We start from the raw sequence: 23,620 nt of genomic DNA on the forward strand, positions 1-23,620 counted from the left end.
ATGGAAAAAATTGCTGAGTTATTTTTAAAAATATATCCTATTGAAGGAATATCTGTTAAAAGAAGAGTTTTATTGCATTGTGTTTTTTGGTTAATGATGTTTGTAGTCACCTGGAAAATATCGACCATACCTACTTCAGAGCTAAAGTACAATTTCATAACTGTCTTGTATTTAATAGTACAATATATGATTTATTTCTACTTGATGATGTATAAAATAATTCCACTTTGGGAGAATAACTATCAGCATAAATATTTAGCTACAATCATAAGTATAATTATACTAATTGCTAGCATTGTAATTATTTTTCGTATTAGAGCTCAATTTATTTTTGATAATAATTTGCTAAAAGAGACTAAAACAAACCTTATACATTTGGAAAAAAAATTCAAAGATTATCTATATCTTTTTAAATATCCTAGGTTTCTTTTTGCAGCCGTACTTGGAATCTTGCTTAACACCGTACCTGCCTTCTCTATCAAACTCACTCATTCTCTAATCAAAAGTATTTCTGAAAAAAAGCAAGTTGAAATTGATTATTTAAGATCTCAAATTAACCCACATTTTTTAACAAATACCCTTAATAATATTTACAGTCTTTCTGTTACGGATGATAAACGGAATAGTGATGCCATTCTATCTTTATCTAGTTTGTTAGATTATGTACTCTATGAGTCTAATCAACCAACTATCAGCCTAGAAAAAGAAATAAGTTTCCTCTCTAATTTTATTGAGTTAGAAAAAATGAGGAATACGAAAAGACTGCAAGTAAACTTTGAAATAGAAGGGGATATTCATGGAAACATTCCTCCAATGATACTTATCACTTTTGTAGAGAATGCCTTCAAACACTGTGTTGGAGACTTGTACTCAAATAGCTTTATCAAAATACTTCTTAAAGTTGAAAATGATAAGTTATACTTTGAGGTAGAAAACAGTAAATCGGACTTAACTACTAATAATCAAAGAAAAACATTTGGTGGTATTGGCTTAACCAATGTGAAAAAACGTTTGGCAAACCTTTTTCCTAGCACTCATTCTATGCAAATAGAAAATCAAGAAGATTTATACATAGTTAAACTACAATTAAAACTCTTGTAAAAGACTATAATTAAACTACAATGAGTAGCCCTTTTAATTAATATGGAAAAGATTGCCGAATTATTTTTAAAAATATATCCTCTTGAACGAGTATCTGTTAAGAGAAGAATTTTATTGCATTGTATATTTTGGGGGGTAATGTTTGTTGGCTTGTGGCATACCTTTGGAAATCCCTTAGCAGGTGTTGGTTACAATTTTATTACGGCTTCTTATTTATTAATTCTTGATATAATCTATTTCTACACAATAACTTATATTATCGTTCCACTATGGTCAAATTATAATAAGTATAAATATATTACTACTACTTTATATATTTCTGCATTAATCTTAAGTTTGTCTATACTTTTTTATATTAGAGTTCAATTTATTTTTGATAATAATTTGTTAAAAGATACTAAACTAGACTTTAGATATTTGAAAAGGTTTTACAACGATTGTACTTATCTTTTTAAATCTGGATACATTTTCTCCGGTATTCTTGAGGCATTTCTTAGCGCTTTACCTGCCTTCTTCATAAAAATATCTCGTTCATTAGCTAAAAATATTTCTGAAAAAAAGCAAGTTGAAATTGATTATTTAAGATCTCAAATTAACCCTCACTTTTTAACAAATACACTCAATAATATTTACAGTCTTTCTGTTACGGATGATAAACGGAATAGTGATGCCATTCTATCTTTATCTAGTTTGTTAGATTATGTACTCTATGAGTCTAATCAACCAACTATCAGCTTAGAAAAGGAAGTTAATTTCCTATCTAATTTTATTGAATTAGAAAAAATGAGGAATACTAAAAGGCTGCAAGTTAGCTTTGAAATAGAAGGTAATATTCATGGGAACATTCCTCCAATGATTCTTATCACTTTTGTGGAGAATGCTTTTAAACACTGCATTGGAGATTTGTACTCAAACTGCTTTATCAAAATACTTCTTAAAGTTGATGATGATAAGCTATACTTTGAAGTAGAAAACAGCAAATCAAACTTAACTACCAATAATCAAAGAAAAACATTTGGTGGTATTGGTTTAGCCAATGTAAAAAAAAGATTGACAAACCTTTTTCCTAATACACATTCTCTTCAAATAGAAAATCAAGAGAATCAATTCATAATTAAATTACAATTAGGATTAATATAAGGGCTATACAAGTCTCAATAATAGATAAATAAGATTAAACCCTATCAATTATCATGAAAAAAATTGCTGAATTATTTTTAAAAATATATCCTCTTGAGGGGGTGTCTGCTAAGAAAAGGGGTTTATTGCATTGTGTTTTTTGGTTAGTGATGTTTATATTTTTGTGGCAAGCTTTAATGACTCCCTTAGCTACTACAAGCTACAAATTCATTACAACTTCTTATTTAGTAATTCTTGATATAATCTTTTTTTATGTAATAACTTATAGAACTATTCCTGCATGGACACAACATCGTAAACATAGATACATATCTACAATTTTACACATATCTACATTAATTATAAGTTTATTTATAATTTTTTATATTAGAATTCAATATATTTTTGATAATGATATACATAAAGATAGTAAAGTAGACTTTAGTTATATGATTTTATTTTACAATGACTATACATTCCTTTTCAAGTCTGGCTCCATTTATAGAGCTATTCTTGAAATATTTCTTACCGCCTTGCCTGCATTTTCTATTAAACTCACTCGTTCATTAGCTAAAAATATATCTAAAAAAAAACAAATTGAAATTGACTATTTAAGGGCTCAAATCAATCCTCACTTTTTAACCAATACGCTCAATAATATCTACAGTCTTTCTGTTACAGATGACAAACGGAATAGTGATGCCATTTTATCTCTATCTAGTTTATTAGATTATGTACTCTACGAGTCTAATCAACCAACTATTAGTTTAGAAAGAGAAGTGAGTTTCTTATCCAACTTTATTGAATTAGAAAAAATGAGGAATACGAAAAGACTACAAGTAAACTTTGAAATAGAAGGGAATATTCATGGAAACATTCCTCCAATGATTCTTATCACTTTTGTGGAGAATTCCTTCAAACACTGTGTTGGAGACTTGTACACAAATAGCTTTATCAAAATACTTCTTAAAGTTGAAAATGATAAGTTATACTTTGAGGTAGAAAACAGTAAATCGGACTTAACTACTAATAATCAAAGAAAAACATTTGGTGGTATTGGCTTAGCAAACGTAAAAAAACGATTGATAAACTTTTTCCCTAATACTCATTCTCTTCAAATAGAAAATCAAAAGCATCTATTCATCGCTAAACTGCAATTAACATTAACCTAAAGGCTATGCAAGACCTGATAATGAATAAATAAGATTAAACCTATCAAGTAACATGGAAAAAGTTGCAGAATTATTTTTAAAAATATATCCAATTGAAGGGATATCAGCTAAGAGGCGAATTTTATTGCATTGTATTTTTTGGTTAATAATGTTTATTGGTTTCTGGCAAACTATGACACTTCCTGTAACTAGTACAAAATACAATTTCGTTGTCATTTCTTATTACACACTTACCGACGCCATCTTTTTCTACATTTTTGTTTATCTAATTTCACCATTATGGGATAATGGTGACAGGAGTAGATACCTAGCTACAATTCTATATGGAGCAATCTTTGTAATTAGTTTGGCAATTGTTTTTAACATTAGGATTCAATTAATCTTTCATTACGATTTTTTACCTAAAGGATCTGAATACCCTTACTATTCGAGTAAATTTTATAACAGCTTTTGGGGTGTATTTGAATTTAACGTCATTATTTCTTTAATTCTTAAAACATTTTTAACCACTTTACCTGCCTTTTTTATTAATCTCATCTTTTCTCTCATCAAAAGCATTTCTGAAAAAAAGCAAGTTGAAATTGATTATTTAAGATCTCAAATTAACCCTCACTTTTTGACAAATACACTCAATAATATTTATAGTCTTTCTGTTACGGATGATAAACGGAATAGTGATGCTATTTTATCTCTATCTAGTTTGCTAGATTATGTACTCTATGAGTCTAATCAACCAACTATCAGCTTAGAAAAGGAAGTTAATTTCTTATCTAATTTTATTGAGTTAGAAAAAATGAGGAATACTAAAAGACTACAAGTAAAGTTTGAAATAGAAGGTAATATTCATGGAAATATTCCTCCAATGATTCTTATCACTTTTGTGGAGAATGCTTTCAAACACTGCATTGGAGATTTGTACTCAAACAGCTTTATCAAAATACTTCTTAAAGTTGAAGATGATAAGCTATACTTTGAAGTAGAAAACAGTAAATCAAACTTAACTACCAATAATCAAAGAAAAACATTTGGTGGTATTGGTCTAGCCAATGTAAAGAAACGATTATCCACTTTATATCCAAACAATCATTCTCTTGAAACTCATGATAAAAAGGATACATATGTTATTATTTTAAGTTTGGGATTAATGTAGAATTCTAAAACTATTTCGTCGAAAAATAAACATGGTTTGTCGATTAAGTACTCTCTACATTCCATTTGTTTACAAATTTGTTGAGGATTAGTTTCTACTCATACATCTTAACTCTCTCAACACCTTTCATTTAAACAATTAAAGAACCTTTACACGCTATAAAATATTCAAGACATACATAATCTTTTTATTATGTAACAAGATATTAATTAGCCATTCATCATTTTTAATTGAGCTTGGCTTGTACACCTATTAAACATGAGTCATCCCGAATTTTGGGCAAAGCTTATCCATAGGATATTGTGAATGGCTATTCTTACTCTGTAAATCGGTATCGAAGCCTTTCGGTACCGATTTCCTGTTCTATGACACCACTGTTTTAATACTAATTGTATCCAATTTCCCCAATTGTTCATTAGGTTCATCAAAAAGTCATAGATAAGTGCTACGATTCCAAGTAACTTACAAGTATTCTCGAAAAACCATAATCTTGGTGACTCAATGGCTAATTCTGTTTTACAAAATCTAAAAGTCTGTTCTATAGACCATCTATGCATATAAGAATGACACATTTCCCAAGCCTGTTCGACATTTTTAACCTGAATTGAAGTAAGTAGATACAAAGGAGATTGATGATTTTTCCTATCTCTAACAATCACTAAAGACAAAGGAATCCCTTCAAAATCAGGGTGTTGTACCTCTGCCCATGCGATAGAAATACTCTTGGCTATTTTACGTTGATTATCAAATACAATCTTACGTTGTTTAGCTTTAAAGGAACGAGCTAGTAAATGTGTCTTCTTTTTGCCTTTATTAGTATGAACGAGTAAATGATTTTTCTTCCAACGAACTAAGAAATCCTGCTGAAAATGCGTAAACCACTCAATTGTCCAAGCATTTACATAACCTCTATCAAGTACATGTAAAACACCTTTACCAATAGATTGATGCAATTTTTCCAGCATCCTAAAGATAATATTAGCACCGTGTTCTTTATGTTTTCCTCTGGTAGTCCACCAAGTCATTTGACAAACACTTGGAACTTCACCCAAAGCAGAAAGCAATGTAGCAGTCCAGCGATAACCTGGTACACAGATACGACTTACGGGTGGACGATAAAATCCTTTCTTGACTTTTGTCAGACGTTTTGCTTTACTACTTTCTACACTACATAGACCCTCGGTAAACCAGCTCTCAGGCTTTTCAATTTTACTATCGTCCCATACTAACAAGGGACGTTTTCCCATTTGGATTAGTTGTTCAATGCGTTTTTTACTGCGAGCAAATAGAAAATCATCAATTACAGTAGCTGTCCATTTCTTTGAACGTAGCAGGTTACTGATACGTTTTGTTCCAGCTGGTGCATGGTTGAATCCACAAATAAATCCTCCTAACTCACTCAGAAGCAACCCAATAGAGCCATTCCTGTTCAAAAGAATAGCAACAAATAAATTGTAGAAAGTCTCAACAAGACGTTTATCAAGAAGATTGTCTAAAGTAAACGCTAAATCAGAAAGGTAAACATCTATTTTTTTAAGAAGAAAATACGAAGCATTTGTTTTTTTGTAAAACTATCGTTTTTTTGTAGAAGTGCCTTGTGCATGATAAAACCTCCTGTTTTTTTGTGTTTGTCGTAATTCACAAAATAAACAAGGAGGTTTTTCTTTGGCAAGTCATCCACAAAATTCGGGATGACTCATGTTTATGTGTGAAACAATTCAAATACTATCATTTACTCCATTTCTTGCTTCAGAAATGTCTCAAAACCTTCTTTCGTTTTAAAAAAATCTTCGCTTTTTTCCCATCCTGCATAAAACCTAAAGGAAGTCTTTCCGTTCACCAATTTCAAGTTGACAGTATAAGTATTTAAGATGCCAGCGCCTTGATTGGGAGTTTGTCCAAATGAAACTAAATTATTTTTAGGTACTAAAATCGCCATGCCTAAATTATCATGATTCTCACTTTGTTGGTCATACGTATAAAGCCCAAGCGTTTTGTTTGAAGTAAGTTCATAAGAATTTTTGCTATGCAAATTCACGATTCCAGTCGTTAAAATTGCACCTTTCGGTGCATTTTTCAACGACACTTTACTTTCATAAAAGTACTGTCCTCCCCAAATACTTATTTCATCCTCAATTTGTACTGGTTCTAAGTTTTTAGCAATTTTCCAGTTTTTGTATTTTAGTCTAAAAACAGCCCTAATTGGTCCATTCGTTACTTTTTCATACTGTACTTCTTCAAAATTATTATCTCCTAATCTTACCAAAGTATCTTTCCCAGAAGCATTTTTGAAGGTCAAAGCCAAAGCTCCAGCTCCTAACGATTTCCCTACTTTCAATACATCCATTCCCCAATCTGCTTGGTTATGATAATTGATAGCAGGGTTTACTCCTACTTCATCCAAAACCATTTGAGTAGTGGTTTTCCCCCAAATATCTTTGGCATTACGAGTATCAAAGTAAACTCTAAAACCAACTTTATCATTCTCCCAAGCTGGTCCTTCAGTTAAAAATGGAGGTAAAGGTTGTTTTGAAAAATCGGTAGCTGGTTGTGTTCCTTTTACAACATCTTTCTCTAAAATATCGCCGAAAGTATCATCAGCATTTTTTCTACGATGACGCACATTTGCTCTCACAACCGCTTTAATGGTAGCAGGTCTATCAGCTACTGAAATCTTGAAAACTTTAGTTTGTTTCGCAGAAAAAGATTGTAATAATACAATTTCATCCCATTTGCCATCAGCATTCATATCATCGTACTGAGCAAGAATTGGTTGCTTCGTTTCAGAAGTAAAAACTACATATTTTGATGTTGAAATTTTACCAAGCTTTTTTTCTAAGAAAGCTCTTTTCAAGATAATCAATTCATCTTTTTTCTCTCTTGACAATTCATTCTTGAAAGTCACAACACTGCTTTTTTGTGCATAACACATTGTTGATAAACTTAAAAGTCCAAAGCTTAGAACTGTTTTTAGTTTGCGTGATGACAAATGTTCCATATTAAAATATTTATATTAGAATTATTTCGCTTTTGCGAAGTAGTTATTCATGAATAACAATTGATATTGAATAGCATTATACCAATATGGCCAGTTATGACCACCCGGTCTGGTAAGATAATCGTGAGGAATATTCCTGTATAATAATTGTTCATGAAGGTTTTCATTTACTTTATAGAAAAAATCTTCCGTACCACAATCAATAATTAAAGCCAGTGAATTAGGCGTAAGTAAATGAAGTAAGTTAATTACGGTATTCTTTTCCCAACGTTCTGGCTGTTCAGCATATTTCCCAAGGCGTTTGGTCATATCCCAATTATTCGGAAAAGGACGAATATCTACGCCTCCGCTCATACTTCCAGCCGTTCCAAAAACATCTTGATGTTTCAAAGCAAGATACAAAGCACCATGTCCGCCCATACTTAAACCTGTAATTCCTCTGGCTTTACGGTCTTTGATGGTTTTGTAATTATCATCAACCCATTTTACCAATTCAGTCGATACGTAGGTTTCATATTGATAACTTGGGTCAATTGGACTATCCCAATACCAGCTTGAAAACCCACCGTCTGGACAAACGATTATCATATTGTACTGGTCAACTGCTTTTTCAAAACCTTTTGCTTTGGTTAGCCAGCCTGAATAGTTATCGCTATAGCCATGCAAAAGATAGACAACTGGCAAAGCTTTTTGGCTTTTATAATTATCAGGAACAATCACAGTTGCTTTAATATTTCTTTTCATGACAGCACTGTAAGTAACAACAGTGTCCACAACAGCAGCAGAACAAACTAGGTTAAAAAAGAGGAAAAAAGTCAATAATGTATTTCGTAGGATTCTCATTTTGTTAAATTGTTTAAATAAATTTTCGATTAACAAAAGTGAAAAAAACATCTTGATTTTGCAGTATTTTAATCAAAATAATAGCTAATTTTCGATAGCAGACATTATTCATCTGTTTTCAAAAAAGCCTTTTTGGGCAATTTTGCTTTTACTAATTCGTAAGACTCTTTGATTAAATCGTTCCATTCTTTATCCGTCAATACATCGTAACTCGTTACTTGTGCCCATTTGAATTTTGCTCCACCATAAGGTGCAGGAATGACACCTTCTCTATCACAAAACTCTTCAAATAATTCATCTGCTACTTTGAAATTCACCTTATCTAAATTCTTAGTATTAGATGAACAAAAAACCTTACCCATGACCATGAAACAAAGTTGGTCACCATATTTTATGCCTTCTGAGGTATGTTGAAAAGACAAACAGATTTCTCTAATTTTCTCTATGTTCATGGGTTTAGCTTTTATTTTTCTAACCTAATTTTCAACTGACTGTTTGTATAGTCAATCGTACTTACTTGCTTATTGACAATTACAGTTTCTGGCTTTTTATCAAGACTAAAAGTGGCAGTAATAATTGGCTGACCACTAACGTTTATATTAAACGTTTTATCTTGCTTCTTTGCTATAAAAAATAATTTAGAAAGTGAGCTGTACAACGTTTTGTTCTCTTTACGCAAGAAGCTTCCGTAACCAATAAAGTAATCACTTATTTCATTGGGTTTATTTTCTGGATAAGTAATACTTGTCAAGTAAGCGTCTGTTGTAAATCCATTAAAGTTTTTGATACTATTTAAGTGCATCAATCGTCCATCTGCTTGTAGATTCAAATATACATCGGTTACTTTTCCATTTTGTTTGATGCGTACGCCAATCATTTCATCTCCTTTCAAACGCTCTATTTCTGGAATATTCTTATCGTTTATCGAATCTTTTAAAATGATAGCAGTAATAAATTTTGTTTGTCGCATTGGTTCTGGCGAAGCAATACTATAATATTTCTCTTGTTCTTTTACGTTGTCTTCTTTTGGTGCAAGTATTTCAGACAATACCATTTTCTCTGGAAAATCATGATTAAATCCTGTTTCTACTAAGGTTTCAGGGAAAAGTGGACGTACTAACACAGCCGCTTTTTTATTCACAATACTGATGTCGCCACGTTCTTTTTTTGATTCTCCTTCTGGATGCAAAAGCCATTCAAATTTACCAGCTTCATAAGCTTTCACATCATCAATCACTAGAATTACTTTGCCTAGCCATAAAAAATGACGGAAATTCCTAGCATAAATACTTGATGTTGGCCCTGTACCATTCGCCATCACATATTTAATATCGCCAGCATCAAGCAATTCGCTCATTTCACCACGCAATGGAGAACCTCCGTATTGTTGTTCTTTTGGTTGATATTTTCCATTGAAAGTAAGTACATTATGAGCAGGGCTTTGGAAAAAATACTCTGGATATTCTTTTGTGCCATAACTGCTATTGCCAGCATCTTTAATCACAGCTTCGCCTTTATGAAACAATATAAATGAATTAGCATCTGCATGTGAGTGATTCCAAGTATGCCCTGACTTTATGCCTAGCATGGTAGCATTTTTCTCCCAAGAAGTCCGCATGGTCGTCCAGTCCATATCTTCAAAAATTTCGGACGTAGGTAAGTTCGGTAAAACAGGAGCTTTACTCATGTCTGGATGATACAGAATGCCCAAAGGTGCATTTTTGAACAAGCCCTCACGATGTTGAAAATTCTCTATTTGGTTCAAATACCACAAAGCATTTGGATTTTGATAGCCTAATGCCCAAAGTAATTTCACAGGGCGTTCGCCTGCTATATTTTTATGACTATCTCCAAAATTCAATGAGTAAAGCATTCCATCACGTGGATAAGCCACGTGCATAAAGAAATTAGGAATGTTTTTCAATAGTGAAATTTCGGGTTGTTTTACTTTGGGAAGTACATTCTGATGAGCTAAACGAAAGAACAAGTATTCAGATACTCCGAAAGCAGCATAATTTACACTTTCGTACATTCCTCCTTTGGCGTCCCAAGTTTTTGGTTTTGCTTGCAATTGGTCTCCAGCAAAACCAAACCATTCTTTTGATGCTTGATTCATTTCTTCAATCCAAGCATTTACTTCTGGGGCATCGTCTTTAATAGCCAACGAAGCCACTCCAGCCATATACACACAGGCTGTCCACCAGTTATGCCCCATAGAGTTTAAACTATGAATACGGTTTTCGGGCAAAAGCCATTCGTTGACGGCTGGACGGATTCCCATTCGCATCACACCATCAACGATTGTCTTTCGCTCTTCTTTGCTTAATTCATTATAAACACCTTCTAATCCCATCGCTACATTCCAACAGTTTTCAGCCGTCTTTAAATCTGAAGACCAAGCAGGTTGGCGTTTTAGCATTTCTGGATTCGACCAAGTAGTGCGTGTACACAAATCCAGCAAAAGGGTTTTGGTTTTATCTGCATACTTTTTTTCACCTGTAACCAAATAGGCTAACGATAGATAATCAATTTTACCGTAATCTTTTTTTGTCAAAAGTATATTTGCCTCCGAAAGTATATCGTTCCAATTATTCTTGAATTCTTCTTCCGTAGTAATCCTCTGTTTTAGTAAATCAACCCTATCTTTGGTGAAGTACAGGTTTTGATGCTTTTGAGCAAAGCTTGTTATTGAAAAATAACAACAAATAGTAACGAGGAAGAGTATCTGTTTTACTTTCATTGGTTTTATACTGGTAATAAATTGTTATAATACTTAATTTTTCAACCCTAAACCAATCGAAATCGGCATAGCCTAAATCGTTAATTTAATGGTTATTTCGAAGTTCTGATCTTAATAAATAAGCCAAAACTGGACTTGCATAAAAAGAATTAAAATTATTCTTACCCATTTTCCCATCCACTATGTGTGTTAATAGAAAGCCAAAAACACCATTTTTATAATCAATCCAAGGGTAAGCACCTGCCCAACTTGGGCTACTGATTAAAGTAGCTTTACCTTTCTTATCAATTTCTTCTCTCCATAACCCCAAGCCATAAATACTTTTATGTTTGGCAGCACGTACTTTTTGAGGAAATTCTGGCATTTTCACAAAGGCATCCCCAATTTGGTCTGCTTGCACTTCAGCAATGGCTTTTTCGGATAAAATTCTTTTGCCTTTGTAAACACCTTTATTTAAAAACATCTGTAAAAAATGGGCATAATCATTTACTGTTGAAACTGCCCCTCCACCAAGCATGGGGCTATGCCCTCCTCCTACTGAATCTACGGGAGTAAAATGTGTATGAGACATTTGTAAAGGGTGAGCGATTTTTTCTTGAAATATCGTTTCCCAACTTTTCCCATTAGCTATTTCTGCCATTCTTCCAGCCACTTGCATGGCTAAACCACCATATTTGAACTGGCGTTTTACCGAAGAATCTGAGGGCATTTCAATAGATAATGGTAAAATATACCTGACAGATTCTTCTAACGTTTGGTAATCGTCTCTGTGTCTTCCTCTGGGTTGGTAATCAGGATAATTGGCAGTATGTGAAAACAACTGACGAAGCGTAGCTTGTCCTTTGGCATCAGTAAATGCTGGCAACCATTTTATTACTTTATCGTCCCAAGATAATTTACCTTCGTCTACTAACACTGCAATCGTAGCAGAAGCCAGCCATTTACCTGCTGAAGCAATATAAGTACTGGTTTCGGGTTGATAATTTCCGAATGATTTTCGATGAAGCACTTTTTGACGATTACCAATAACCAAATTAGCACCATGATAATATCCGCTATCTACCCAAGTTTGTACTTGATGGTCGATTAAAGAAAAACCCTGTGAAAAAACTTCAGTCTTTCCTGAAAACATTAAACATATCATCAACAAAAACTGAAGCTTATTTTGTATCATTTTCATTCTTTTACAGCAATATGAAATCCCTACTACAAACACTATTTCACTTTATACATTTTGAAGGCAAACAAAAAGATAATAGCATAGCATATAATCGGTAAATAGTAAGCGTGTGCCACATTTTGGTTAGCTACCAAACCCATTAACAATGGAAAGAAAGCTCCCCCAACAACACCCATTGAAATAAATGACGAGGCTTGTTGAGTATGTTTTCCTAAGCTTTTTAGCCCTAAACTAAAAATAGTTGGAAACATGATACTAAAGAAGAAATTGATAAACATTAGGGCAATGTATGAAGTCCAGCCCCAAGCCTGAGCGACAATCAAGCAAGAAATAATACTGCCCAAAGCAAAGAAAGACAACAGGATATTAGGCTGAATAAATTTCATTAAATAAGTACCTACAAAACGCCCAAGGGCCATCATTGCCATAAAGATAATCATGTAATTACCAGCGGTAGCATCGGTAAATCCCATTACTTCATGACCATAGTTGATAAAGTAAGACCAAGTGCCAGCCTGAGCTGCTACATTAAAAAATTGTGCAATTACTGCCCATACAAAATGACGATTCTGCCATAAAGTTTTTTGGGTGGTATTGAATGATGGATTTTTAACATCGTTTTCAAGAATCTCATGAGCATCCGTAAAGGCAGGCACCTTCACAAAAGCAAAGGCAATAGCGATACAAGCAATTACAGAACCGATAGCTGTATAAAGTGTTTTAACAGAACTCAAATCGTTGGAATGTTCAACACTACCACTCAATAAAAAGTAGGAACCAATGGCTGGACCAATAATAGTACCCACCGCATTGAATGACTGTGAAAAGTTAATTCTTTGGTCGCTAGTTTGTTGGTTTCCTAACGATGCTACAAAAGGGTGAGCAACAGTTTCAAGCGTAGCCATACCGCACCCTAAAATAAACAACGCTAAACGAAACATCGTAAACGACGTAGCATTGGCCGCAGGAACAAACAAAAATGTGCCAATAGCAAAATGTGACAAGCCAAACAATACACCATTTTTATACCCAAATTTTTTCATAAATATTCCCGCAGGAATACTCATAACAGCATAAGCGCCAAAAACCGAAAGTTGAATGAGTCCCGATTGAGATTTAGAAACATTCAATACATTTTGAAAGTGTTTATTCAATACATCGCTCATTGAATGGGCTATTCCCCAAAGCATAAAAAGTGAGGTAACGAAAATGAAAGTAACTAGGTATTGCTTTTCGGTTAGTTTTATCTTTTGAGTCATTATTGAAATTTATTTTAATTGTTTTTTCCATAGACCAACCGCACCCATTAGGGCCGCTTGTTCGTTCAGAGAAGATTTGATAAGTTGTATTTTACGAGTGTTTTCTGATAACATTTTTTCAACTTCTGGAAAAAACAAAGGCGAAGCACCTGCAATATTTCCGCCTACTATAATTAACTCTGGGTGAAAAATCTTGGTAAAATCATCAATAAACAGACATACATTTTTGGCAAATTCTGTGAATACTTCTTGTGAGGCTTCATCATTTTCAAAGCTTTCTACTAACTGTTTGGCACCATCAACGGTCTTACCTGTCAATTCATGGTAGCGTTTCACAAACCAACGGGTAGAAATATAGTCTTCTGCAACACCTTCTAGTAATTGATGGTTTATCCCCATTGCCATGTCTTTGGCGTCTCCCTCATGATAGATGGATGTTCCTAAACCTGTTCCCATCGTTATGCCAATGGCTTTCTCATACTGCTGACCTGCTCCAAACAGCATTTCTCCTTCCAAAAATGCTTCTGAGTCATTTCTAAAACTAATATTCTCAATAGGTATTGCTAGTCGCTCCGAAAGCTCATTTCTGATATTTAAGCCATACAAACTTTCATACTTATTAACATTCTTCATCAAGCATATCCCATTTTCATAATCAAACGGCCCAGGCATGGCTATACCCAAGTAATAGTTTTTTACTTGATTGCTAGTTTGGACAATGGCGTTTGCCCAAGCTGTTAAGATTTCTTCTGACGAAGCATGAGGGTTCAACTTACTTCTTACAATAGACGAAGCAATGATTTCCCCATCCTCAATATTTACTTGTGCCGCTGTGATGTGCGAGCCTCCGATGTCAACTCCGATGTACATAAATTTAAAGATTCTTATAAAATCAGTGAAGATTTTGTGTAAACTTCCATCTTCACTGAAATTTTTTTAGAAAGGGTTTCTTTTGATATTATTAAAATATTTTGACGTTTTGGCGAAGGCTTTAATCAGCCTAAATTGGCTTCGTTAATAAGCAGAACAACTACCAATTACTTAGTCGATTTATTATTTTAGCGGAGTAAGCCAAATGGCTTGCCCACCAGATGGTAAAAGTTTGGCATCCAATACAGTAGCGCTATCTACTGTAATGCGTTGGATACCAACTTTTGTAGTACTGGTTAAAGTGCTATCATCAGCATAAATATTGGCGGTATATTTAATGCCTTTGGGTAAAAAATCTAACTTTATTTTTAGCGTTCGTCCTTCGTTACTTGTCAATGTACCCACAAACCAATCTTTCCCATTTCTTCTGGCTGTGGTAATATATTTCGATATTTCTCCTTGAATTACCCTTGTTTCATCCCAAGTAGTTGGAATTTTATTCCAAAACTCCAGTTCTGGTTCATCATTACTCGCTTTAGGTTGGTCGTACCAAAACAAGGTTTGCAAAGGGCTATAATATACCGCTGCCATTGCCAACTGATGTGCATGCGTAGTTTTGATACGTTTATCGAAATAACAAATGGTATAGTCTGCGGCACCGCCAATGTATCTTGTAAAAGGCAATGTTACGTTGTGTGTAGCATCTGGCATTTCTTCGTTACCTCTTACCCCCTCGGCAGTCATTAGGTTTGGATAAGTACGCATTTCTCCTGTCGGACGCCAATCATCATGAACGTTCACCATCAACTGATTGTCAGCGCATTTCTTGATGGCTTCCTCTACCCAAGTAGTCCAGCGATGGCTACCAGCTTGTACAAAGCCAAATTTCACCCCTTTAATTCCCCATTTTTTATACAATGGAAAAATCTCATCCGCTTGTTTATACAGTGACTGAAGGTTTACATACAACCAAATTCCCACACCTCGTTCTTTGCCATAAGCTACTATTTCGGCCATATCCATTTTTGCTTTTACTTGCGTCGCATCAGTGTCCCAAGTAAGGGCGGGGCCATACCATTTCCAGTCGAAAAGCACGTATTGCAAGTTTCTTTTTACGGCAAAATCAATGGCGGCTTTTGCCCCTTCAGTAGTGAGGGTCATCTCTCTGATGATTTTCCCCGGCTTAATCCAATCTGTATTGGCTATCTTATTAGGCGTATTCAAATTCAGGATAATATCGTTATTCTCAATCAATTTTCCTTCGCTTTCAGCTATCATAATTACTCGCCAAGGCGTACCGAAATACGTAATACCATCTACACCACCGTATAATGCTGTTTGAATGGTGTTCTTTTTAGTTTTACTGATGATAAATTTAGCTCTGGCATAATCTACCATTTGAGCCTCCGCTAAACAAGCCCACAAACCATTACTCAAACGTAAAGGCATTGGTCTTTCCCCTGCATCCACCCAATTTTCAAGGGGTAATTCAGCATATTTTCCTTGCGCCCATTGTGTATAAAATGCAGTTGTTCCCGAGGGTAAGGCAAATTCTGTATTTTCAGCCGTAATTTGGTAGTAAGAGCCTTTAGGATTCTCAGGGAAATAATAACGGATAGCTACGCCCGCATCATAAGCACGCACTTGGATTTCTAAAGTATAGTCGGCATTACTAGCTTTTTTAAAAGCAAGATTTACTGCTTGATAATGGTCTCTAATCAAAGAACGTTCACCATATAAGGGCTTCCAAGTAGTATCTTTCTGGCTGGTTTTAATGCCTACAAATTGTAAGTCTTCACACCACTTTTCAGTTTTGTCTACTTTCAGTGCCATTGCCAATTCTGAAAGGTGATTATCCAACTGAATATCTAGCTCAGATTCTAATATTACAGCTTTGCCTTTGTAGCTTACCGTATAAAAAATAGCTTTCTTGCCCTTTTCATCAATCTTTTGATAAACCGTACAAAGGATATTTCTATCGGGTGAAGTAATCGTTGTTCTGGTACTATCTATGATACCTTTCTGTGCGAGCAAGGTATGGGCAAAAACCAAGGTAAAAATTATCGCTAAAATCTTTTTCATCATTAATCTTCTATAAAGAGTATTTATTTTATTTCTTTTGATTCATTTTTTTATAACGCAACAAGGCTTCGATGTAATAATAGTCTGCATAAATGATTGAAGCATCTATTTCGCCACCAATTGGCATATTTCCTGTCGAATGCAATAAAAAGGCATCATTCACTGCGCCACTTTGATAATTTGTTGTTGAAAGACTTTCAAGCATTTTCTTGGCTTTTGAATAATAAAGCACAGCCTTCTTTTTATCTTTTACCAAAGTAGAAAGTTCAAGCAAAGCAGAAGCCGTAACCGCTGCCGCAGAAGCATCACGAGGAGGATTAGGAATATCAGGTGCATTAAAATCCCAGAAAGGAATTAGGCTTTCGTCTGGTAAACTTTTTAAATATACGTCACTTACTTTTTGGGCAAAAACTAAGAATTTAGGATTCTTCGTTTCACGATAACACATCGTAAAACCATAAATAGCCCAGGATTGCCCTCTTGCCCACATAGTATGGTCGGCGTAGCCTTGATGAGTAATTCCTTTGATTTTTTTCCCCGTCAAGGTATCATACAAAACCACATGATATGAAGTATAATCGTCCCTGAAATGGTTTTTCATCGTCGTCAAAGCATGTGTTTCGGCAATTTTATAGAGGTTTTTATTTCCTCCATTTTTGGATGCCCAAAACAACAATTCTAGGTTTATCATATTATCAATAATGGTATTATGCGCACCAAACTTTTGTACTTCTCTGGGCCAAGAAAGTATCGTCCCAACTTTTGGATTATATAAAGTTGCTAATACATTCGCTGTGTTTAGCATTACTTTTTTATAAGAGGGGTTTTTAGTTAGTCTGTAACCGTTGCCATAACTACAAAAAATTTGGAAGCCCAAATCGTGGTCATAAGCTACTTTTTGTTCGGATAATGGCAATAATTGTTTGTCGAATCTCTCGGCTTGGGTTTTGAAAAAAGGGTTCTTCGTTCCTTCATACAAGTACCATAATGCACCCGACCAAAAGCCACTGCACCAATCTTGGTAATCAACCAATCGCCAATCTTTTGTATTCTTATTAATGCTTCTTGGAATATTCAATTGTCCATCTGTTGGCAAAACACTAATGGTTTTACTCGCCTGTTTAGCACAATAATCAATATTTTGCTGAGCTAAAAACTGTGCTCTAGCCTGTAAAGCTAAAGTGACAAAAAGGATTGATAATATGATTGCTTTTCTCATTGATTTGTAATTAACATACCCTGCTTTCAATAGTAATGACGTTTAGTTTCGGTTAGAATACTGATTGATTATTTCTTGTCATTTAGAAATTTAGTGAAAGGAGTATCGAAATTAGATTTGCTTAAATGATTAAGCAAATCTAATTTAAAAAAAATATATCACAAAATATTTCTATTGTTATATTTATCAAAGAATGACAATTCAGGTTAAGGAGAAAAAAAGTACTTTTTGAAGGGTATATTTTAGCTATTTTATAGACAAGCAAAATTAGAACCCATTTTTATTACTTTTTAGCAGTAAAAAGGCTCGAATATTAATGAAAAAACGAAAAGGAGCAACACGGTAGGTTAATCAGTTAAGCAATCTCTTCTTTCGATGAAGAATCTCTAATAATAATAGAAGCAGGCATAATGTACTCTTGGGCATCGTACTTATCCGTATTTTCCATGTGCATTAATAAAGTATTGATTAATTGTTTGGACATTTCGGTAATGGGTTGGGCAACTGCCGAAATTGAAGGCTGGTGAATTCTAAACAAATCGTTATCATCAAATACCATGATACCGATGTCTTTTCCAATTTTGATTCTTTTACGATTTAATAATTCTATACCGCTGATTGCTAAATAATTGGTTGCAAAAAAAAGTGCATCTACAGATGGATTCTCTATTAAAAATTGTTCAATTTCCTCCGTAATATTGTTTACTTTGGCAGAAGAGTATTCAAACTTCTTGATGATTGAAGGAATACGTTTTTCATAAACAGCTTTTTCATAGCCTAATAAACGGTCAATCATTTGTGCTTGTGAAGAATCAAGCGTAATCAAAGCGATGTTTTTATAATCTTTTGAAATCAGATGCTTTACAGCTTTGTAGGCACTATCAAAGTTGTCCATTCCAACATAACTAACGTCGATATCCGTACAATTTCTATCAAAAAGCACAACAGGTAAACCGCTATTAATCAACTGAGTAATGTCATTTTCAAGTCCTTCTGTTGGTGTAATGATATAGCCATCTACATTTCTTTCTCTAAAAGTATTGATTAATTCTTTCGCTTTTACGGGGTTATTTTTGGTGCTGCTGTAGATAATTTTATAGCCATTTTCATAAGCGATGTTCTCGATATTTCCAGCTACACTGGCAAAAAACGGATCGGCAATGTCTTCAACAATTAATCCAATTACGTTGGTTTTGCCTGTTCTTAAACTTTTAGCGAGGTGATTGGGCTTAAAATTGTTTTCTTCAACATACGCTAGCACCCTTTTCGTAAGTTCTTCGCTAATACGTTTTTCTTTGGCTTTGCCATTAAGGATATAAGAAACAGTTGCAGTTGAAATTTTTAATGTTTCGGCAACAGCCTTAATAGACATTTTTTTCATCTCAGTATAGTTAAATGGATTGCTTATAAAATTGGATAAATATAAGACAAGTTAAACGATTATTTTAATTTATCGAGAAGATATTACCGATTAATCAAGGGAATAGAGATTTATACGAGATGGTCGAAGTGAAATTGTTCAAATATTCATCATATTACGCCATTTCCACCCGTCAATTTTCCGCTGATTTATTTCCAAAAAGATTAAAATTCTTGATTAAATAACGGAATGATTTAGCAGAGAAGTTATCAAAAACAATGACAGTCAATCCTTTATATCTCAGTACAAAATATCCAGCAATCAAGATAAATGCCTCCACAGAAACGTATGCTAGTACTGAAGCATAATATTGAAGCATATTGATAAAAATAAGATTGATAGCAACACTAACAATACCAGCAATCAAAGTAATATTCAGAATGTATCTATCTAATTTCAAACTTAACATGGTATGTGCTTGAAACAAACTCAAACTGGATAAAATTGGAATGATACACAAGTATTGAAATACGCCTATTGAGTCAACAAATTTCTCACCGAAAATAAAGGAAACAATAAATGGCGCTACTATATAGAGAAAAACTGTTCCTAAAACTGTGATGAAGAATACTACAGGAATAATGTTCTGGACTAATTCTAAACCCTTTTGGAGATTAGCATTCATTTTGTTCGCAATCTCAGGGAAAATAGATTGCGATATCGGGTTAATACAAACAGTAACAACAATAGTAATAAGCCTAACTGCTGCTGAGTAAATTCCGACACTCCTATCGTCTAACAGAAAGCCAATCAAAAAAACATTCGTAGTAGTGTATAAATTAACCACGATTGTAGAGACAAAATAGAAACGCTCTTCAATCAATAATTCAATAATTCGTTGAAGCTTAATGAAGTAAAAGCTAATATTGTAGCGTTTCATGGCAAGATAAAATGCCCATAAACCCGCCAAAATTTGTCCTAAACTTGTCAGAATGTTAAACCAATAAAATGACTCAACATCGTTCACAACAAAGAAAATAGCGATTGAAGAAACTAACTTAAAACACAAAGCAATAAGCGCAGCCGTCTGGATTTCTTGAATACCATGAAAAAACCAAGTCGGGAAAAATACCCAACCCAAACAAAAACTAAAAGAGTAAAAATGAAGAGCAAACTCTGAACGAAGTGTTGGTATCAATAAAGTACAAATAAGAAATACAACAGTACTAATAACGAACAAGAAAATCTTGGTAGAAATAATTTCATTAAACGTTTCAACTAATTCTTTGGGCTTATCCTTAACTACCGAAATACGCTTTGTACCAGTAATATCAAAGCCGTAATTAATCAACAACAAAAAATAATTGATGTACGATTGAGAAAAGTTTACTTTACCTGTATAAATAGGACCAATAGCCCTAAAAACATAGGGTATAACAACTAAAGGCAATACATAACTAACTAATTGAAGGAGTAGTAAACCTCTAATATTCCTTAATACAACATTCATTTTTATAAATTTGACAATATAATAGCGGTCTTGTGGAGAATTGCACCATCAAAGGTAAGCAAAACAACTATAAACACTTATACATCTTGTGATAGATTTATCATATCTATAGTCCTTTATTGCTATATATTGTTACAAACTTAGTATAAAATATTATGATTGAGAGGAAGTCATCGTCATAATATCGCTATGTAATTGAGAAAGCCTAAAACAATTTTTTCCAGTGGTTAGGGAATAAAGCTCTTAAAGTAATCAGTGCTTTCTGAAGATGGTTAGACACCGATTGATTATTAATATTCATCAAATTTGCAATATCTGTATTACTTACTCCTTGGTAAAACTTCAAGAAAAGTACTTCTCTTTGGCGTTTTGGTAATAATTCAATGGCTTTTCTCATCCTTTGCTCGTTTTGTGAATATCGTTCATATTCGATTAAGCTACTTTCTATTGTTTGCTCATCTGTAAGCTCATCTTCACTATCAAAATTATCGTAGAGTACATTCCATTGATTTTTACGTAACTGTGAAATCAAATTATTTCGAGTAGCACGAATCAAGTAAATCGTCATTACATTGATTTCCCCAATTACATTACGTTTTTCCCAAAGGTATAAAAACAAGTCCTGAATCACATCCTTGACCAATTCTCTATCTTTTGTCAGATTCAGCCCATAGTTAAACAATGTTCTATAATGGCTCTCACAAAGTTGGGCGTATGCTTCCCTGCTACCTAACCTAGCTTGATTCCATAATTCGAGATAAAAATCATTCGATTTTGATAACGTTTCGAGCTGTTTATTTTCCATGGTTGCTTAATTGATTAAGCAAATATAATAATAAAAACATTAAATAAAATAATTTTATGATTTTTTAGTAAAGAATTTATATTCTCCTCTCACAACATGCTTTATTCTTGAACTTAAAGGCTCAATAATACTTCTCACTTTCACGAATGGCACAAAAAAACCTCTGCAAGATTTACTCACAGAGGCAAAAACAATTTTAATACTTGTTATGAGGTTAAACAATGTTTCGTAAACCGATTATTATTTGGCTTTGACGAATTTGCTAACATTAAAGCAACTTTCTAATACAAGAGTATCACTTTCTATTTTTTGGACTGTCCAACCGTCGCAAGCAATAGCGATACAAGCAACATTTGGACATGGATTAAAATCAGAGAAAATAATTTTACTGTCCTTCAAAGTATATTTATTTCCAACCCAACCGCAACAGTCAGCACCGGGTTTTCCATCACTTAAAAATTTTCCGTCAGCCGTAAACTCTATGGTCGGCAAAGCAACCAAAGTATTGATTGTTGTCCACTTTGCATCTACTTCTTTACCTTTTTGGATATAAGTAGGATTCCATTTTCCGACCAATTTATCCGCAGAAATTTTTGCTGAATTTTCTTTTGATGGATTTACTTCCTCTACCGATTGACAAGCACTAGCCATCAACAGTAGTCCTGCACATAATGTTAATAATTTCATGTTATTTCAAAGTTTAAATTTTATAAATTGTTTTTAGCAAAGACGTAGAAATTATTTTGAAGGTTGGAAAGCCTAAAATTTTTATTTTACTCTAACAAATTGATTTCTAGTAATACATTGTTGAAGTATTAAGGTATCATCGGTAGGTTTTGAAAATTCCCAATAATTAGTGCCACAATTATAACAAAGAACATTAGCACAATTAGTCGCAGTTTCTGTAAAAGTAATTTTATTCCCAGAAACAGCATATCTATTACCAGCAAAGCAACATTCAGCAGCGGGTTTTCCATCTCTGAGAAACTTTCTATCATTTGTAAATTCCCAAATAGAAGGTGTTACGGAAGCAAAAGTTGGATTAACACGCCAAGCACTCCAAGTACTGTCTTGGTTCATGGATTGTGTCAAGCCAGTGGCTACCCATTTTCCTACCAGACCATTAGGAGCAATTTCTTCTTTTGATTTACAAGAAAGTAAAACAAAAAAAGAAATAAGTGAGAGACAAAGTATTTTCATAATTTCAAAGATTTAAACATTTATTTTACTCGAACAAATTGGTTTCTAGTTGTACACTGCTCTATCACCAAAGTATCGTTTTTCAAATATTCAATTTTCCAAGGACTACAAATAAAAGCACAATCAGCTAATGGACAATGGTCTGAAAATGTAATTAGGTTATCAGTAAGTTGGTACTTATTACCCGCAAAACAACATTCTCCTCCAGCTTTTCCATTTCTCAAAAAATCGCCTCCTTTTGTAAACTCCCAAACAGAAGGTGTTACAGCAGCAAAAGTTTGAAGTACATACCAATCACTCCAAGTACCATCGGCTTTTTTTGATTGCATCTGCCCAGTAGCGACCCATTTATTCACCAAACTATTCGGGTTTATTTCTTCCTTTGTTTTACAAGAAAGTAAAATCAAAAAAAGAAAAGTTGTTATTAGAAAATGCTTTTTCATGTTCTTTAAGGTTATTTTTTACTTAGTTCTGTAAAATTCCCTTCTCAAAGAATTTTCTTCTAATACTAAGGTGTCTTTACGATTTGTTTCAAAAATGTACCCATCAGGAACACAAGTTGGCGATTTACAAGCGCTCGCTACATTCAAAAAAGAAATCTTATTATCTATGGCTTTGTATTTTACACCATTAATACAACAATCATTATGGTAGCTTGAGCCCGTCAAATAGAAACGATTATCATTTGTAAATTTACAGCCTGGCATTGCTGTAATGCCAATCAAAACATACCATTTGCCCCAAGTACCATCTTTATTTCTGGATTGATACCGATCAGTTGGCGACCATTCTCCTACTAAAGTTTTAGGGCCAACATCCTCTGATTTACAGGCAATCAAACTAAAAAAACAGAATATTGTCAATACAAGTGTTTTTTTCATCAGTTTATTTGTTGGTTTTTAAACGATTGTTTTTGAAACAGAATGTCCAACTCAGCAAAGACACCATTCTTCTCCAAAACGTTGGAATATTGAAAATACTTTTCTTAGTACTTAATCCTTCCAAAAGCCAG

General features: G+C 33.7%; 21 protein-coding genes. 4 read left to right on the forward strand and 17 right to left on the reverse strand.

Going from position 1 to position 23,620, the window contains the following annotated elements; genetic code table 11:
• From VB798_RS11780 to VB798_RS11795, 4 genes are read left to right on the forward strand one after another with little or no spacing between them, the layout of a single operon-like run.
• Positions 1-1,101: a sensor histidine kinase gene (locus tag VB798_RS11780; protein ID WP_323258668.1), complete on the forward strand. Its 1,101-nt coding sequence runs from the start codon at positions 1-3 to the stop codon at positions 1,099-1,101.
• 42 nt (positions 1,102-1,143) lie between these two features.
• Positions 1,144-2,241 carry a sensor histidine kinase gene (locus VB798_RS11785; RefSeq protein ID WP_323258669.1) on the forward strand — a complete coding sequence of 366 codons (1,098 nt, stop codon included), beginning with the start codon at positions 1,144-1,146 and terminating at the stop codon, positions 2,239-2,241.
• Between the two features lie 53 nt (positions 2,242-2,294).
• Positions 2,295-3,392, forward strand: coding sequence for a sensor histidine kinase (locus VB798_RS11790; RefSeq protein WP_323258670.1), 1,098 nt, complete (start codon positions 2,295-2,297; stop codon positions 3,390-3,392).
• Positions 3,393-3,444: 52 nt separating this feature from the next.
• Positions 3,445-4,542 carry a sensor histidine kinase gene (locus tag VB798_RS11795; RefSeq protein WP_323258671.1) on the forward strand — a complete coding sequence of 366 codons (1,098 nt, stop codon included), beginning with the start codon at positions 3,445-3,447 and terminating at the stop codon, positions 4,540-4,542.
• Positions 4,543-4,805: 263 nt separating this feature from the next.
• Here VB798_RS11795 and VB798_RS11800 read toward each other — a convergent pair whose 3' ends face one another.
• From VB798_RS11800 to VB798_RS11880, 17 genes are all read right to left on the reverse strand, one after another.
• Complete coding sequence (locus VB798_RS11800) at positions 4,806-5,975, reverse strand: transposase (RefSeq protein ID WP_323258672.1); 1,170 nt, start codon at positions 5,973-5,975, stop codon at positions 4,806-4,808.
• A 299-nt stretch (positions 5,976-6,274) separates the two neighbouring features.
• On the reverse strand, positions 6,275-7,540 hold the full coding sequence (locus VB798_RS11805; protein ID WP_323258673.1) for a DUF4861 domain-containing protein: 1,266 nt from the start codon (positions 7,538-7,540) through the stop codon (positions 6,275-6,277).
• A 21-nt stretch (positions 7,541-7,561) separates the two neighbouring features.
• On the reverse strand, positions 7,562-8,383 hold the full coding sequence (locus VB798_RS11810) for an alpha/beta hydrolase (protein ID WP_323258674.1): 822 nt from the start codon (positions 8,381-8,383) through the stop codon (positions 7,562-7,564).
• Between the two features lie 104 nt (positions 8,384-8,487).
• Complete coding sequence (locus tag VB798_RS11815) at positions 8,488-8,835, reverse strand: MmcQ/YjbR family DNA-binding protein (protein ID WP_323258675.1); 348 nt, start codon at positions 8,833-8,835, stop codon at positions 8,488-8,490.
• A gap of 11 nt (positions 8,836-8,846) precedes the next feature.
• Positions 8,847-11,123, reverse strand: coding sequence for a heparinase II/III domain-containing protein (locus tag VB798_RS11820; RefSeq protein WP_323258676.1), 2,277 nt, complete (start codon positions 11,121-11,123; stop codon positions 8,847-8,849).
• Positions 11,124-11,208: 85 nt separating this feature from the next.
• Positions 11,209-12,303 (reverse strand): serine hydrolase domain-containing protein, encoded by a 1,095-nt coding sequence (locus tag VB798_RS11825; protein ID WP_323258677.1) that lies wholly within the window; start codon positions 12,301-12,303, stop codon positions 11,209-11,211.
• A 35-nt stretch (positions 12,304-12,338) separates the two neighbouring features.
• Positions 12,339-13,562 carry a sugar MFS transporter gene (locus VB798_RS11830; protein ID WP_323258678.1) on the reverse strand — a complete coding sequence of 408 codons (1,224 nt, stop codon included), beginning with the start codon at positions 13,560-13,562 and terminating at the stop codon, positions 12,339-12,341.
• Between the two features lie 9 nt (positions 13,563-13,571).
• Complete coding sequence (locus VB798_RS11835) at positions 13,572-14,432, reverse strand: ROK family protein (protein ID WP_323258679.1); 861 nt, start codon at positions 14,430-14,432, stop codon at positions 13,572-13,574.
• A gap of 183 nt (positions 14,433-14,615) precedes the next feature.
• Positions 14,616-16,514 carry a glycoside hydrolase family 97 protein gene (locus tag VB798_RS11840; RefSeq protein WP_323258680.1) on the reverse strand — a complete coding sequence of 633 codons (1,899 nt, stop codon included), beginning with the start codon at positions 16,512-16,514 and terminating at the stop codon, positions 14,616-14,618.
• 28 nt (positions 16,515-16,542) lie between these two features.
• Positions 16,543-17,733 (reverse strand): glycoside hydrolase family 88 protein, encoded by a 1,191-nt coding sequence (locus VB798_RS11845; RefSeq protein ID WP_323258681.1) that lies wholly within the window; start codon positions 17,731-17,733, stop codon positions 16,543-16,545.
• Between the two features lie 355 nt (positions 17,734-18,088).
• Positions 18,089-19,114: a LacI family DNA-binding transcriptional regulator gene (locus VB798_RS11850; protein WP_323258682.1), complete on the reverse strand. Its 1,026-nt coding sequence runs from the start codon at positions 19,112-19,114 to the stop codon at positions 18,089-18,091.
• Positions 19,115-19,286: 172 nt separating this feature from the next.
• Positions 19,287-20,603: an oligosaccharide flippase family protein gene (locus VB798_RS11855; protein WP_323258683.1), complete on the reverse strand. Its 1,317-nt coding sequence runs from the start codon at positions 20,601-20,603 to the stop codon at positions 19,287-19,289.
• Positions 20,604-20,808: 205 nt separating this feature from the next.
• Positions 20,809-21,408: an RNA polymerase sigma factor gene (locus tag VB798_RS11860; protein WP_323258684.1), complete on the reverse strand. Its 600-nt coding sequence runs from the start codon at positions 21,406-21,408 to the stop codon at positions 20,809-20,811.
• Positions 21,409-21,648: 240 nt separating this feature from the next.
• A complete protein-coding gene (locus VB798_RS11865) occupies positions 21,649-22,095 on the reverse strand; it encodes a hypothetical protein (RefSeq protein ID WP_323258685.1) in 447 nt (148 codons plus the stop codon).
• An 81-nt stretch (positions 22,096-22,176) separates the two neighbouring features.
• A complete protein-coding gene (locus tag VB798_RS11870) occupies positions 22,177-22,608 on the reverse strand; it encodes a hypothetical protein (RefSeq protein ID WP_323258686.1) in 432 nt (143 codons plus the stop codon).
• A 20-nt stretch (positions 22,609-22,628) separates the two neighbouring features.
• Positions 22,629-23,051 (reverse strand): hypothetical protein, encoded by a 423-nt coding sequence (locus VB798_RS11875; protein WP_323258687.1) that lies wholly within the window; start codon positions 23,049-23,051, stop codon positions 22,629-22,631.
• 18 nt (positions 23,052-23,069) lie between these two features.
• Positions 23,070-23,489: a hypothetical protein gene (locus VB798_RS11880; RefSeq protein ID WP_323258688.1), complete on the reverse strand. Its 420-nt coding sequence runs from the start codon at positions 23,487-23,489 to the stop codon at positions 23,070-23,072.
• Positions 23,490-23,620: the final 131 nt, after the last annotated feature.

Origin of the sequence: Arcicella lustrica (assembly GCF_034930985.1) — a bacterium.
In the GTDB taxonomy this organism is placed as follows: domain Bacteria; phylum Bacteroidota; class Bacteroidia; order Cytophagales; family Spirosomataceae; genus Arcicella; species Arcicella lustrica.